The sequence below is a fragment of the Mariniplasma anaerobium genome (assembly GCF_016865445.1).
Lineage (GTDB): Bacteria > Bacillota_I > Bacilli_A > Acholeplasmatales > Acholeplasmataceae > Mariniplasma > Mariniplasma anaerobium.
Genome location: NZ_AP024412.1, coordinates 474701 through 490715, shown reverse-complemented (window position 1 = coordinate 490715; position 16015 = coordinate 474701). Strand labels below are relative to the sequence as shown.

The following is a 16015-nucleotide window of genomic DNA, read 5'->3' as shown; positions in this document are numbered from 1 at the left end:
ATGAATTTATTCAAAAACAAAAAAGCAATAGGTTTACCTATGGTGCTCGGCATCATTGTTTTTGTCATTGGAATTACCACAGCACTCATGAGTTTTATTATGTTTCAATCTAGTTTAGTACAAATTGATATTGATCAAACTGAAGATTACCAAAATGCAGTGACTAGTGTAAATGCAGCTGTTCAAATTATCGCAAGAGAAGAAAATTTAGAAACAGATTTCCTCCAAAGTTTAGAGACTTATTTTAATGTAGATATTACTGCTATGAATAGTGGAGTATATTCTATTACTTCTATGATTGATACAAGTAACCAAGTTATAAGTTATATGACTGGTTCTGCTGGAAACTCTAATATAGTTGATTCTTTATTTAGTAAAACCGGAGGAGAAACAGATTTTTCGTTATCTCCTTTAATTACTCCTACAACAATGATTAGCACTTTTTTACCTGATTATATCTCTCAATCATTTCCTTGGATTACTCCTGAAACAGGGTTTACAAGCTTTGGACAGCTTATGGATTATGTTGAAGACTTAGCTAAAGCTAATTCAGGATTTCAATATAAAAAACCTAAAGATTTAGAAGACCAATGGAACCCAACAGCTTGGTGGAATTGGTATGTAGATGGTGATGTTGACATTGATAAAGAAAAAAGAGGACCTATTAAAAATTTAACTGTGCCCGAGGGACAAATCCTTTTTATTAATGGTGATTTGACAATGAATGAAGGATCTACCATTTATGGTAATGTAGTCATTAATGGTGATTTGAAAATAAAAGATAAAGGTAATTCAATACAAAGCGTCCTAGGTACTATTTATGTAAATGGAGACGTAGAAATTGAAGGAAATTTACTTTTAGGAACTATAGAACATCCAACATTCATATTTGCAGAAGGCGATATTAAAGTTGATAAAGCTGATGGTGTAGGTTATTTTCTATGTGATGAGTTTGATAGCAAAAATAATTCAGATATCACAGGTGGTGTTTACGTAACAGAAAAAGCTGACTTACCTACAGGTGGTATTACAGCGAACACTAGTATTGATTCTTCAATGCTATATGATTTTGCGATTCCATCAACTATAGAAACAGAAACTCCTGATCAAGGTACAGGAACTACTTTTGTTTATACATTCCCAAAATTGACTTAAGGCTAAATGCCTTTTTTCTTTTTCTTTACATGATATGCCTTGAATATAAATAAAACTATGAGATAATGAGTAGAGGTGAAAAATTATGCAACCATATCTTATTGCTTGTGACCTTGATGGTTCACTATTAAATAAAAAAAGCGATTTAACTCAATACACAATTGATGTATTAACTTATTTGCATCATTTAGGACATAAAGTAGTTATTGCTACTGGTAGACCTTATGGTGGGGCTATTGATCTTTATCATAAACTAGGTATTGATTCTCCTATGATTAATGATAATGGAGCAACCATTGAAAATCCAAAGGATTCTAAGTTTGCCAAACAAAGAACTTTAATTCCAAATGATATTATGAAAGACATATTTATAAATGCTAAGCCTATCTTAAAATCGGCTTTCTTTAGTATTGAAAAAACTGTATATGCTTATAAATATGAACCTAAATTAGAAGAATACTTTGCAGGTCTTGCGACATCAAGTAAAGTTATCGAATGTGAATTTAGTGATATAGACGTTGAGCCTTCTGGTCTAATCTTTCTAGTTGATACTCTCAAAAAAGAACAATTAGAAAACTTTATAAAAGAACATTATAGTCAAACTATATCTTTTAGATTATGGGGTGCTGGTCATAAACATGCCATTTATGAAATATATTTAAAACATGTTTCTAAATCAAGTGCACTATCTTATCTTCTAGATTATTATAATATGGATAAATCTCAACTCATCACTTTCGGTGATGGCATCAATGATATTGAAATGATTAGAGATGCAGGACTTGGTGTGATGATGAAAAATGGGAATTGGGAATTAAAAGGCGTTTCTAAAGACCAAACAAAATTCACCAATGATCAAGATGGCATCGCAAAATATTTAGTTAACTTCTTCGATTTAAAAGGACATTTTAAATAATGTTCTTTTTTTATAATATGCATAAGCCTTTATATCTCTTCATGCGTTCTATATAATAACAATGAGCAACCGGTAAAGATGTCAAGAGCAAAAAACAAAGAAAATGAATAAAATCTAGTTAAAAGTACAAAATCAAGGCATACTTAAAAAAGTAAAGGCTGTAAAGTACAACATATTTAAATATTACTTATAAAGTCTATTGGTACTCAACAAACCATAAATAAGACGAATAAGTTTTCTAGCAGTTAAGGCGAGGGCACGTTTGTGTTGATGAGTCGTGACTTCATCATATTTCTTTTGATAAAAATCACGATATTCAGGCATATGAATTCTAGCCATGTTGGCAGCCTGAATCAAAAAGTAGCGTAAATATTTATTTCCAGTTTTAGTCATGTAAGTCTCATCAGCAGTGAATTTACCGGATTGATTCTTACGCCAAGTGATACCAGCAAATTTAGCAAGTGCATCATTGGAATCAAACTGACTCATATCAGCAATCTCAGCTAAGATACCAGCCGCGTAAACTTTACCAATACCAGGTATAGAAGTTAAGATTTGATAGTGATTATGATTAAACCCAGCGACTTGTCTTAAAATAGCTTTATCAATGTCTTTCATTTCATGTTCATAGCATTTAATGACATTTATGGATGAGGCTAGAGCTGTATTAATAGGATCATAAGAAACTTTATCAAGACGATAAGAATCTCTAGCAGCTTTTTGAATTTTAGCAGCGATATCAAGTGAATTATCAAAACGATTTTTACTTGATTTAGCAACAAAGTCAGCTAAATCTTCTAAAGATGAATCAATAATATCATCAATGGTTTTGTATTCTAGTAAAAGATCAACAGCAGTTGAACCAAAGTTATTAGAGAATATAGTTTCAAAATTAGAGAACTTTAGAAACACGTTATTAAGGGCATAAACCTTCTCATTAGATAATTTTTCAGCAATATGAAGTCTATGTCTGGTAAGTCTTTCTAAAGCAAGTCTTTGGGCACCTTTAAAGGGTGTAAGTTCATCACATCTTCCAACTCTAGCGATATCAGCTAAGATATAAGCATCTTTAGGATCAGTTTTATCCATATCAGCAAAACTCTTCCTATAATTTTTAGAAATTTTAGGATTGATGAGATAAACTCTGATCTCAAAAACACTTAAAAACTTAGACGCTGATAAGTAGGTCGCAACATGACCGGAATAAACACCGGTAGACTCTAAGATAACAATCACTTTAGAGAGATGATATTTATCAAGAAGCTTTAGAATATGTGTTTCAATTAAGTTCGCACCATCTTGTGTGTTAGGGATATTGACAGATAAAAGTCTATCACGATTAAGGTTAAGTGCATAAACGTGATTAGATAATTTAGCAACGTCAATACCAATAAATAAAGTGTGATTCAAAGTAACACCTTCTTTCAAGGAAAATTAGATATAAGAGAAGTCCTAGCCTTGAAAGACAACTGCAGCCTCGCCAATAAGAAACCACTGTTGGATCTAATGTTGAGTTACACCAACAGGTAACAACAACCGGTTAGCAGATAAGTCAATCAAGCAGGTTTGCACGCTTAATGAGCACCTAGAAGTGCAAGGAGTGAAAGCAGATTCTTCTGGTTACATCTTAACTTAATTATAACACTAGGACTTCAAACTTATAAATAATGATATGTAGAAGGTATAAACCTTAATCTACACTACATATTATACGAGGAGTGATAATATGTTAGAAGGAAAAAAAGTATTAACTATTGTTAGTAAGGATTATGATGACTTAGAATTTTTTTACCCGATGATTAGGCTTAGAGAAGAAAAAGCGACTGTATTAGTTGCAGCTGAAAAAGCAAAGACTGATTATGTTGGTAAATATGGCTTGACTATTAAATCAGATCTAAGTTTTGATGATGTTAACATTAGTGAATTCGATGCATTATTAATACCTGGTGGATGGGCACCAGATTACTTAAGAAGAATACCAAAGGTAATTGATTTTGTTAAATATATGAATAAAGAAAAACGCGTTATAGGAATCATATGTCATGCAGGTTGGGTATTAGCTTCTGCTGATATTTTAGAAGGTGTCAATGTAACCTCTACACCAGGCATTAAAGATGATCTTACAAATGCTAAAGCGATTTGGCATAATATAGAAGCTATTAAAGATGGTCATATCATTTCTGCAAGACGACCTCCTGATTTAATTTATTACTTACCTTTGATAATTGAAGTTTTATGTAAAGGTCAAATATTAACACTCTAATAATTTAGGGTGTTTTTTTGTATGCTATAGGTAGAGAAAAGAGGACAAAGAAAATGTCAAAACATTATACAAATAGAGCGCGTCTAGATGCGGTCAAAAACTATAGAGCGTCAAATTTGAGTCTAAGTGAATTCGCAAGACAACACAAATTTAATAGATCAACACTTAAAGACTGGGTAGCGGCATTTAATCACTTAGAAGGTGACTTTATAAGAATTGACAATATAAGTGATAGACCAGGAGAACTCATCAATGAAGAAAACATCAGACTTAATATGTTAAAAGGCGATGAGATTACAAAGAAATCAACACACTTTTCACGTTTTGATCACTCGATAGTCGTGATAGAAAGCAAACAAATCAAAATCACAACCTCTCTAGAACAAGCTTTAAAAATCTTAGAGGTTATTTATGATTGATTATAGGAACATAAAGAAAATCTATTTCTATTCAAAAGATATGGATATGCGTGTAGGTATGCATAAACTCCAAATTCTATTATCGTGTAACTTTAGACCCATTGAGATGATGTATACCCTATTTGTCTTTTGTTCAAAAAATAGAAAGACAATCAAAATCTATTATGAAGATGAATATGGAACGTGGTTACTGATCAATAAAATAAACTTCACAAAGTTTAAATGGCCCAAAGATTCAAAAGAGATAGGGTATCAAGCAAGTGATCTTAAAGCGCTTTTAAAGGGACTGAAAGTCATTGATGAGAAAAACAAAGAAATAGGGTATTAAATTTTGAGATTTACTATATATATAAATATATATAGTAAAAGTTCAAAAATGTGCTATACTAAACACATGAACTTAAACCAAGCGCTTAAAGAAATCGAGCACCTAAAGAAAGTAAATATAAAACTTTTAAAAGAAAACGAGAAGAATCATCGTCTCATTTTTAAGCTTAACACAAAGTTAAACTTGATTTTAAGTGACAAAGAGATCTTAACTGAAAAATATAATATAGAACGGATCAAGACATTTATACCTAAGAGCGAAAGCATATCAGCAGTCATTATTAACGAAGTAGAAACATTAGGTAAAGAAAAAAAGATAAGAAAGAAAAAGCGTAAAAACTTTGAGTCTTTTGATTTTGAGCGTCACGTGAGTGAAACTAGATATGAAAAGCCTGAGATAGACACGTGCCCAACATGTAAAGGGGAATTATCCATCGCATCAGAAAAAGTACGTTATGTGGTTGAGTCTATACCCGCAACCCTTAAGGTCACAAAGATCATTAAACAAAGCTGCAAATGCAAAAACTGTAATCCAAAGGATAATCAAATCTATTATCCACTTTCAACATCTTTATTTCCAGGAAGCGTCATGACGCATTCTTTCGCTTCATACATCTGTTATCATAAATATGAGCTCGGCATTCCTTTTGAGCACTTATCAAGACACCTTAAAGAAACCCTTAAAATTGAAGTCTCAAAACAAAACCTCGCTTTATATATGGCAAAAATGGCATCTATCTTAACGCCAATTTATAAACAGATGAAAGATGATTTGCTTAATAATCAAGCAAAGGTTATTCACGCAGATGAGACAACGCTTTCTATCAGCAAAAGACCTTTATCAGATCAAATGCGTAAGAAAAGTTATGTATATGTCTATACATCAAGCTATTATGATCAGCAAATCGCGATTTATGATTTTCATGAATCAAGAGCCGTTGATCAAACAGCAAGGTGGTTAAAAGCATATGAAGGGGTTATTGTCTGTGATGATTATGCAGGCTATACAAAACTAAAAAGAGAAAATGATAAGATCAAATTACAAAGGTGCTTCGCACACGCAAGAAGACGATTTGTAGATATTCTTAAAGCTCTACCACAAGATAAGAAAAAAGAAAGTTACGCTGTAAAGATTCTTGATGTCATGGGCAAGCTCTTTCATGAAGAAGCAACCTATAAGCGGCAAAACCTCTTACCTAGTGAGATTTTAACCAAGCGACAACAAGATCATCCTAAGATACTAAAAGAGCTAGAAGATCTTATTTTTAAGCATGACTATAAAACAAACTCCGCAATAGAAAAGGCAGTTTCCTATACAAAAAAAGTATGGCCTGAACTAACGACATATTTAACAAGTGGTTATGTGGAAATTACAAATAATATCGCAGAGCGAGCAGTTAGACCCTTCGTGATTAATAGAAAAGTTTTTATGACATCTGGATCATATGATGGAGCAAGATATACGACAAAGCTGTTTTCAATCATTAGAACAGCAAGAATTAACGATGTTAATGTTTCAAAATATTTAGAATATGTTTTAGATAATATCAATAAAAAAGAGATTAAGGATCTACTCCCTTATTCTCCATCTGTCATCAATATGTTGAAAAATAATTAAATTTCGTCAATATCCACCAGCGATAGATTTGAACCCCTATAGAAAAATACCACATTCAGATGTCTGAGTGTGGTATTTTTATGAGGTAGTGTTAATATTTGACCTTTACAGTTTTATCTGAAAAAGTAATTTATTTATAAGTTGAAAAGAAAAAATGCTACCCAAACGGGTAGCATTATTAATTATATGTGGCGTTGCAAGAGGGATTCGAACCCCCGACCGACGGCTTAGAAGTCCTTTACACTATAAAGCATCTATAACTAGGTGTTTTTTCTTTCCAGGAGGTTTTCTTATGGACTTTAAAAGAGCTAGAGACATACTTAACATTGAATTAAAAGATCGTCCATATCTTGGACATAGTAGATTATATAAACTTATTATTGAAATATTTGACGGTAACAAACAATATGCAGATCAATTCATGGTTTCAAAATATGGAGGATATACATTAGGTCAACTTAATTCAATTAAATATTATATTGAGCGGAATCAAAAAATATATATGCGCCAAAAACTAGAGAGGGCTTAAAGCACTTGTTGGCGCAGTGATTTAAGTCCTCTTTAGTTTGCAGAAAGGATGAAACTTTATGATTATCATATCTAGCTTAGAAAAACTCAATCTCGTCATTGAACATAAGGATTTAAGAAGAGAAAAGTTTCTTGCATTTTCTGATGATAAATGGATTGCTATCGATAACACAACAGGCGATATCTGGACTGAAGAATTTGATACGTTCATATCAGCTGTTAAATGGCTAACACTTAAACAAGACAAAATCAATCTAGCATTTAGAAGAGAGTTAAGATTAAATATTTAGATAATTGATTTCATTTATATATCTCCTAGTCCTGAGCAAAAGATTTATGACATTAAACTGCTCACTTCCCTCCAAATAATCGAAAGGACACTATCATGAAAAATAAAGTTAAACTTACTAAAAAACTTAATATCAATAAAAATGATAAAGGTTTTTATATTGTCCTTTCTTCTTCTATACTTGATTTAGATCTAAACCCTGGAGAAAAGCTAACATTAGGAGCTATTGTTGGTCTATCTAAAAACACCGGTAAATCAACTGCAACAACACGAACACTTGCTGATATGATAGGCGTATCAATTCGCACCATGCAAAACTATATTGCTAAATTAATTGAAAAAGAATATATGCTTTATTCATGGGTTGGGCACAATAGACATTTCATTCCTCTTGAATCATTCAAAAAGAATAAAGATGCGAAAGCAATCATCACTTCTGATATCTTAAAAAACAAAATATTAACTCCAACATATAAACTAGCTCAAGGCTTAATCATTGCTAGAGGTATCAATAACGATTTAGGTGGCTATCGTTGGGACTCTATGGAAGACATGGCTCAATATATGGGTGTTAGTCTTTCAACAGTTTACAGATACATTAATCAGCTTCTTAAAGCTCAAACAATTATAAGAGATACAAAAGATAGATTGTTATTCATCTCAAATGATTTCTATTCAAAAGAACAGCGTAAACAGCTTAAAGCATCAATCACAAAAGTTAAACAGTCTTCGCATATCTTCATTGAACCGCATGTTGATGATGCTCTTGATGAAATATATCAATCTATGTAGAAAAAAACACTCAAAACTTAGTTGAGTGTCTTTAGTCTTTTCTATAACTGTGAATATCAGAGCATTAAGTTTGAAACTCATCACTTCTTTCATTAAAAGTAGCTCATATAACGTCTAAAAAACTAATAAAATAGATCTAAAAGCTTAAGTGATTTTTTTTAAATCATTTTTTCTTATGTCTTGCGTCCTTCTTCTTAATCTATGCGTATATGCTTTTAATTTTTTCGTAAGTCATGTTGATTTTTTCGTTTATCATTGTTGAATCTTGCGGACTAATAATAGAAAACACAAAAGAGAATTTAATAAGAGATTTAATATTAAGAATCATAAACAACATATCTTAAAATGTTTATATAACAAAAAAGCACCTTGAATTAAGATGCTCTTTCCTCTCTGTTCTAAAAATTAATATATTTACTTTTTAAATTAATCTTTTATTTTATTAATAAAAATAAAATCTCATATTCATGAACTCCAGAAAAACACCCAATGACAGAATCAATATAATTTGCAATCATTTGCTGGCTAGCATTTGGTTTATCTTTAAACTCCATGTAGGTTTTAAAGGACTCTAACTTTGATTTATCAACCAAGTATCCATGATAAAGTTCAAAATCTTCAAAATCTTCAATTATATATGAAAAAGTTTCAATATCATATTGTGTCTTATCCATTTCAAAATATGTCTCAATATTATAATACTCTTGTTTTTTTTCATCATAGTCCCAGTGGTCTATTAATTGACCTTTATGCTTAATATAAGGCTCTGTTTCATGTGCACCTTCATCATCTGATGTGCAATTTCCCCAATGAGCTATAAACAACATATCATTTTGATGCTTTTCTTTTATGATGTCATATATTTCAACCATGGATTTATCTAAGACATCAAAAGATAGCACTTGAGAAAAACTATTCGCTAATACATCTTCAGGCACAATAAACTTGATTTTTATATATTTTATCTCAGCATCACTATATTTGACATTTCTCTTGTTTTGTATTTCTTGTAACTGGCTTTCTACCTTTTCTTGCATATTTTCCATTTTAAAAAAATCATATAAATGCATATATCTTACTCTCCATTCTCAGTTTTCGGTTTGGGCATATGTCCATTCTTCGGTTCAACTGTGTCATCATCAAACATTCTCCATTTTTTTCCATTTTTATCTGTATAATCATAATGTTTCTTAGCACCATGAGCTGTATTATTAAAATCAGGGTAATATCGTTCTTTTCCACCTAAATGCTTATTTTGAAAAGATCCATGATAGTCACCATCTTCTTCATTGACTGTTTTATCACCTTTCCAAGTGAATCCAGGCAAATTTGAATCTAGCGGATTATCAAAATCTAGCCCTTCTGGTATCTTAGGCATCCCAAGTTCATCTGGGTCCTTAAAATAATTAACTAATGTTGTAGAAATATTCTCTACACTTTTGTTAATCTCATCTTCGTACTGTATCATAGCGACTATGATAACTACTCCAATGACAATACCAACTATAATCCATCCACCTGTACCAATAGTTAAACCTGTACCAATAATTTTAAATAATCCTAGTAGTCCCGCAAAATGCCCATCGCAATCTACATACATTACTGGATTATTAACTGCATATGCATATAAATTCAAACTTGATGACGTGTCATCTGATAAATAACTTGTATCATCTATATTTAAAAATCTTCCGACAGATGGATCATAATATCTAGATTGTAAGTAATAAAGATTTAGCTCTTCATCATATCTATACCCACGATAACGATATGGATTAATATCATCTAATCCAGTGACACTACTTGATTGCTTAATGATGTTGCCCCATGCATCATATCTATATTCAACCACTATATCTCCAGATTGATCCATCAACCCAATGATATTACCTTGTGTATCAGATAGATAATAATATTCAACACCATTATAACACATACTAATCAAAGTGTTATTCACATCATATGTATAATAAATATAATCAGTTTCATCAATAATTTCAATAACAACTAAATCACCATCTAATATATACGCATATTCATGATCATTTGTTGATTTATAAACTCTTATGCCTTGATCATTATATGCATATGTTGTATTAAATGTGGTTCCAAAATTAACACTAATTAATCTTCTACCTTCATATTCATAAGAATACTGATTTCCACTTATCTCTATATTAGTTGGATTTCCTGCATCATCATATGAGTAATTAGTAGTTCCAGTCTGAATACCATTTTCTTTATATTCTATTGTGTAAAGCTGAGTATCGTTATACCCTAATAAGCTATTACCATATGTTAAAACTTTCTCATTAATTGGTGTTCCTAATAATAACCCTGTTGTATAACTATAGTTTTTTATATTTGTAATGTTACCCAAATCATCATAAGTGTATGATATAGATGCTGAATCAGAAGAATTTCTAAAATAAATGTCTTCTCTGATAAGACGATTATAGCTGTCATATTTATAACTATATTTTTCTACAATTGTATATGAATAATCCTTAACAATGATTTCAACAATATTACCTATATCATCATAATAGTAATAATAGTAAAAATCATCAACACCGTTTACGAGTTCATATGCTATTTGGTATATGCGTGTTGTTGCGTTACCCATAGATGCATCTACATTATGATCATCATAATCAAAAGTCATATTCAGCAATGAAATAGCATTATAGGTTAGATTAATATCTTTTAATCTTCTAAGCGAGTCTTCATCATATGTGTAATCTTTGGTTACCGTATTAGTTCCCACCATATATGTCGTATAATCATACTCTCCTGTATTATCATCATAATGATAATAGACTGATCGATTAATACCGCTCACTTGATATGTAGATCCAAACAGATTCCCGTGATTATCGTATTCATAAAGAATAACGTTTCCATCTTCATCAGTGATTCTTTCTAACCTATTTGATAGATTGTAGCTATAATAATAAATCTTATTATTTGTAATATCTTTTACTATAGTTAGTCTTCCGCTTGCATCATATTGATACTCATATCTATTCTCTGATTCATCATTGAATTTCATCGATATGAGTAAATCTTCTTCATTATACTCAAAGGAGTAAACATCTCCATTTGAATATATTTTTGTTTTGATTAGATTTGTTAGGTATTCTTCACTATTGATAATTTTTGTAAGGTAAGTATAAGAAACTATGATTTCATCATTTATTTCTACACTTTCTAATTGATCCTGTGCATTATAATTAAATGTGTACGTTATGCTATCAAATGATACTGTAGATAATCTATGATACGTATCATACGTATAACTATATATTATTCCACTTTCACCAAATTCTTTTTCTAAGATTTGTCCAAATTTATTATACTCATATTGAATAATGTTGCCTTTAGCATCCGTTATTTTTGATAATAACCCATTTAATTTATTATAGTCATAATCTGTAGTGTTCCCAAATTCGTCTGTACCAATATCTAAATACTGTGAATCTTGATTATAAGTATAAGTTGTTTTATACCATGGACCTTGAGTTGATTCACTCATATCATATCCTACATAAGTTGCACTGATATGATTGGTGATATTATCATATTGAGTAGTTACTCTAACATTGTTTTGTTCGTATTCTATATAAGTATCATTTGTATCATATTCAATATTTGTTATTGTTGAATTGTCTTGAATCTCTATGAGGTTTCCATTTGTATCATAATCAAAAGTATAGCTTCCATCGGGAGTACTTACACCTGTCAATAAACCTCTATCATACTTGTAAGAGGTTATAACATCATCTCTATAAAATTGTATATTATCAAAATAAGCCGTACCCTCTCCTTGATATATGCCAGAAACATCAATATTTGAAACATATATTGGTAGTTCAATTGATATCATTAGATACTGCCAACTCTCTATTGATGAATCAAAAGGTATATAATAATCCAATTCAACAGCATGGGTTCCATCTCCACCTTGCACTAAGACTCTTAATCCGAAGAATCTATCATCAGAAACTAACTCACCATTCACATCATATGCTTTATTTGGTACTGCATCAGCTTTTGCCCATCCACCTATAAGATAGGTCTCTCCTCCTGCAACGTTATCTGTGAAGTTTTGTTTAAAATATTTATATGAAGATCCATCACCATCAATTTTTAAAGAATAGTACCCAAATAAATCTTGATATAAGCCAGTTTCGTTATTTGCTACAAATGTAACTCCACTTGAACTCCAACCTGTTGTTCCATATTCGAATCCATTATTTGTAACTTGATTATATCTACTTTCTACAAATCCTTCACTTATCTGTATATTATCAAAAAATGCTGTAGAGATAGATGTATTATATAGTTTTAAAACTACAGGACCTGTTGTTGCAACTGTAAATTCTAAACTAAATTGTTGCCACTCATCTGATCCATAAACTTTATCATCTGTAGATATTACAGTAGCTCCAGTTACAGTCATATACGCTCCATCAGTACTACTTCCACCACTATTTTTGATATATCCAGTGAGTGTGTAACTCCCAGTAGTTAAATACATTGACTGACTTGCATAAGGATATCCTACGGGTTTAGTCATACTAATTGCTAAACTAGATGAACCTAATAGAGATTCGCTATTTGTATAAGCTATTGAACTAAATGTAGTGTTATTAAAAATCCATCCATCTTCAATTTCAAATCCATGATTAGAAACTGGATTTTGTGTTTGTTTTAATACATCAGATTTTTCTAATAAACTATGAACATTTTCATAATCTGGAAATAAATTAATTCCATTGTAGTAAAAAAAGTCATAATTTGCAGTAACACCATCAATATCCTCAGCATAAAATAAACCACTATATTTAAAATATTGAGAATTTCCATAACTATCAAAGACATTAGTAGTATGTCCGTAGTTATCAAATATATAATTAATATAATTACCATCATAATTAGTATATTTTGATTGGTTCCCATTATATTCAATATCATATTCACTTAACATTCTGATACTGTCACTTATTTCCACATGAGTTACCTTATTTGATAAATATGTGTAGTATAAATAGTAGCCAAGACTAAAATTCTGAGCTGCTATAATTTTATGGTCTGAATATCCATATCTAGTATAATTAGCACTACTCATTGTAGTATTATTATAATTATAATAATTAGAAACATAATTTAAATTGTCGTTCGAATCATAAGTATAATTTTTATATTCAATTAGCTGATTAAAACCTGGTGCTTGTTCTAAATATAAGTATGTCTTATAGAGCAAATCAGATGTATTGTATTCAAAATAAATGTGATTGCCTACTTCATCAGTTATTAGAGAAACTCTTCGAGAAGTAGTCGAATCATATGAGATAACTATCTGATGTTGAGTATCATCCTCAGTAATTAAATATAGTCGTCCTAAATCATATCTTTCAAATGTATAAGATACACCATTTTGTGTTTTTAGCGTTAAATAACTTGTGGATTCATATAACTTCATGAGTGATCCGTCCTCAGACAAATAGTAATCCCCATTTATAATATCTTCAACGAAATTGAAATATATTTTTTCTCCATCTGGTTTGTATAAATAGTATTGATTTAAACTGCTATCAGTAAGTATTTGCATATTATAACTTGTTTTCCAACCATATCCATAGCCAATTTGTTCTTCTTTCTCGGAAACACTGTAATACATTGATAAACTAAGAGATAAATACTCATTTTCCAGTGAAAATTCATTTCTTACCCATGTTAAATTACCTGTGTAATCACTAATATACCCAGTTCCAACTGCTCCCATATCTTGCGAAGTATAAGTCCAATAATCTTTTAATCCTGCAGGATTTTCATAACCAATGTTTATTACAGGGTTTTCACTTGGAGAATATAGATACTGATATACTTGGTTTGTTGTGCCTATACCTTCATCATATACAAGTCTAAACCCAGGTGTCATGCTCACTCCGGTTGCTTGCCATTCTTTTGCAGATTCAGTAATATCAAATGTAAATGGTGTAGATGAATCAACAACATAATAATCTACTGGGTTCTCTTCATAATCAGGTGCATTATTCCAAGTAGCATTTGAACTAGACCAAGTATCTAAATTTTGATAAATATTAATTTGTGCTCCTGACGAAACACTATATTTAATAAAATTAATATTAGCATATGTAATTGTTTGATCCATAACAACTGTTGGCAGATAAAAATATAGCATGCCATCAAATTGACCAATATAACTATTACCACCAATGTACATTGTTGATTGACTATAATAATTATTATTTGGAGAATATGAAGAAATATAAGTGTCATAAATATTCATAGTATTTGATGAGCTTGTAGAACTATCTAATGTAGGATCAATTGTAACTGGATAATTTGCTTCTTCTAACCAACTATCATCTGGAATCACTTTAAAAGAATATTTATTGTTTCCTAATTCTTTTATAACATACTCAATATTACTAGATTCATTTTGGTTGCTATCATACATGACAAAGGGATCAAAAACAAAAACCACTTGACCTTCATCATTAACTAATACTAAATTATCTTCAATTTCTTCAAAATATAATCCTTTAATTTTATATTCAAACTCAAAAACTATATCTTCTTGATAACTTTTCAAAATAATTTCTTCTTTAATTTTTGATCCGTCTAGATTATAAACTAAGTCAACCTCATATAATACATTTGCATATGTTACTTCTTGACTTGTGTTGATAAGTTCTCTTAGATCATATTCATCGACTTTAGTTTTTTTAGCAGCAACTTCAATATTAGTCGATTCACTACCTACTAATTGCCAGTTAATATCATATCCATCCATTGATAATTTGATATCTGAATTTGTGATATCTTTAGGGAATTTAATATCAAAAGCGTTAGCTTTATTACTGTAAGTCTTAGCTTTAGAGTCATAGTCTAATGTGTTATCAATATCTAACCAATCGTCACCATCTTTATAGTGAACTACACTATCATAGATGGATACTTCATAACTTCCATCTTGTTTTCTAAAATGCTTTTCATTTCCTGTTCTCTTTGAAGTGTCTTCTGAAACAATTGGAATGTCTTTAGCAGCAACGTCTATACTATGAACTTGCTCACTTGTTTCATCTTCAAAAACTTCTTGGATGACAGTATCATCACCCACTTCAGCTATAATTGCTTGAAATGGTATCAAACTTAAAAACATTGCAAATAATAAAGTTATCACAATGAATTTCTCTCTACGTTTCATTCGATCACACATTGATAAAATTTCGCGTGAATCAAATGCTCTTAAAATTTTTTTCATTTTCCCTCCGGTATAAAATATATTTAGTTGTGTCTCCCCTTTGGTGTCGTATGAAACAATTCTAACATGAATAAAGTTTCAAAAACAGGGCACATATGTCCCATTAGTCATTTTTCACTATATATTTTTAATTATAATTGATACAACTTTCATAGGGCAACAGATTTTGATACATAAATATACTCCTTAAAGTTCAAACAATTAATAAAGCTTCAAAAGATAGATTGTTATTCATCACAAATGATTTCTATTCAAAAGAACAACGCGAACAACTTAAAGCATCAATAACAAAAGTCAAACACTCTTCGCATATCCTCATTGATTCTCATGCTGATGATGCTCTTGATAAAATATTTCAATCCATGTAGAACAAAAAAACACTCAATGAATCCTTTGAGTGTCTTTAGTCTTTTG

12 protein-coding genes are annotated in these 16015 nt (G+C 30.6%); 9 read left to right on the top strand and 3 right to left on the bottom strand.

Translation table 11 applies throughout. The features are described 5' to 3' along the window. Complete coding sequence (locus tag MPAN_RS02410) at positions 1-1155, top strand: hypothetical protein (RefSeq protein ID WP_176238422.1); 1155 nt, start codon at positions 1-3, stop codon at positions 1153-1155. Between the two features lie 85 nt (positions 1156-1240). Beyond that, the gene (locus tag MPAN_RS02405) at positions 1241-2071 is read left to right on the top strand and encodes a Cof-type HAD-IIB family hydrolase (RefSeq protein ID WP_176238421.1); all 831 of its coding nucleotides are present in this window, start codon (positions 1241-1243) and stop codon (positions 2069-2071) included. A gap of 183 nt (positions 2072-2254) precedes the next feature. On the opposite strand, the gene MPAN_RS02400 is transcribed toward MPAN_RS02405, so the two are convergent. Next, a complete protein-coding gene (locus MPAN_RS02400; RefSeq protein WP_176238420.1) occupies positions 2255-3481 on the bottom strand; it encodes an IS110 family RNA-guided transposase in 1227 nt (408 codons plus the stop codon). Between the two features lie 316 nt (positions 3482-3797). Here MPAN_RS02400 and MPAN_RS02395 point away from each other — a divergent pair, with 316 nt between their 5' ends. The 7 genes from MPAN_RS02395 (at position 3798) to MPAN_RS02365 (ending at position 8307) form a co-directional block, all read left to right on the top strand. Beyond that, the gene (locus tag MPAN_RS02395; protein ID WP_176238419.1) at positions 3798-4334 is read left to right on the top strand and encodes a type 1 glutamine amidotransferase domain-containing protein; all 537 of its coding nucleotides are present in this window, start codon (positions 3798-3800) and stop codon (positions 4332-4334) included. 53 nt (positions 4335-4387) lie between these two features. Further along, a complete protein-coding gene (locus MPAN_RS02390; RefSeq protein ID WP_176238418.1) occupies positions 4388-4753 on the top strand; it encodes a helix-turn-helix domain-containing protein in 366 nt (121 codons plus the stop codon). Continuing rightward, positions 4746-5081 (top strand): IS66 family insertion sequence element accessory protein TnpB, encoded by a 336-nt coding sequence (gene tnpB / locus MPAN_RS02385; RefSeq protein ID WP_231756794.1) that lies wholly within the window; start codon positions 4746-4748, stop codon positions 5079-5081. Before MPAN_RS02390 ends, tnpB begins: the two co-directional genes overlap by 8 nt. Before the next feature lie 66 nt (positions 5082-5147). Beyond that, positions 5148-6698, top strand: a complete 1551-nt coding sequence (gene tnpC / locus MPAN_RS02380; RefSeq protein ID WP_231756793.1) for an IS66 family transposase — start codon at positions 5148-5150, stop codon at positions 6696-6698. A gap of 292 nt (positions 6699-6990) precedes the next feature. After that, on the top strand, positions 6991-7227 hold the full coding sequence (locus tag MPAN_RS02375; RefSeq protein WP_176240006.1) for a hypothetical protein: 237 nt from the start codon (positions 6991-6993) through the stop codon (positions 7225-7227). A gap of 58 nt (positions 7228-7285) precedes the next feature. Then, positions 7286-7516, top strand: coding sequence for a hypothetical protein (locus MPAN_RS02370; protein ID WP_176240005.1), 231 nt, complete (start codon positions 7286-7288; stop codon positions 7514-7516). A gap of 95 nt (positions 7517-7611) precedes the next feature. Then, a complete protein-coding gene (locus MPAN_RS02365) occupies positions 7612-8307 on the top strand; it encodes a helix-turn-helix domain-containing protein (protein ID WP_176240004.1) in 696 nt (231 codons plus the stop codon). A 434-nt stretch (positions 8308-8741) separates the two neighbouring features. Here the strand turns inward: MPAN_RS02365 and MPAN_RS02360 are convergent, their stop codons facing one another. Next, positions 8742-9377, bottom strand: coding sequence for a hypothetical protein (locus MPAN_RS02360; protein WP_176240003.1), 636 nt, complete (start codon positions 9375-9377; stop codon positions 8742-8744). Positions 9378-9382: 5 nt separating this feature from the next. Then, positions 9383-15601, bottom strand: coding sequence for an RHS repeat-associated core domain-containing protein (locus tag MPAN_RS02355; RefSeq protein WP_176240002.1), 6219 nt, complete (start codon positions 15599-15601; stop codon positions 9383-9385). Between the last annotated feature and the right edge of the window lie 414 nt (positions 15602-16015).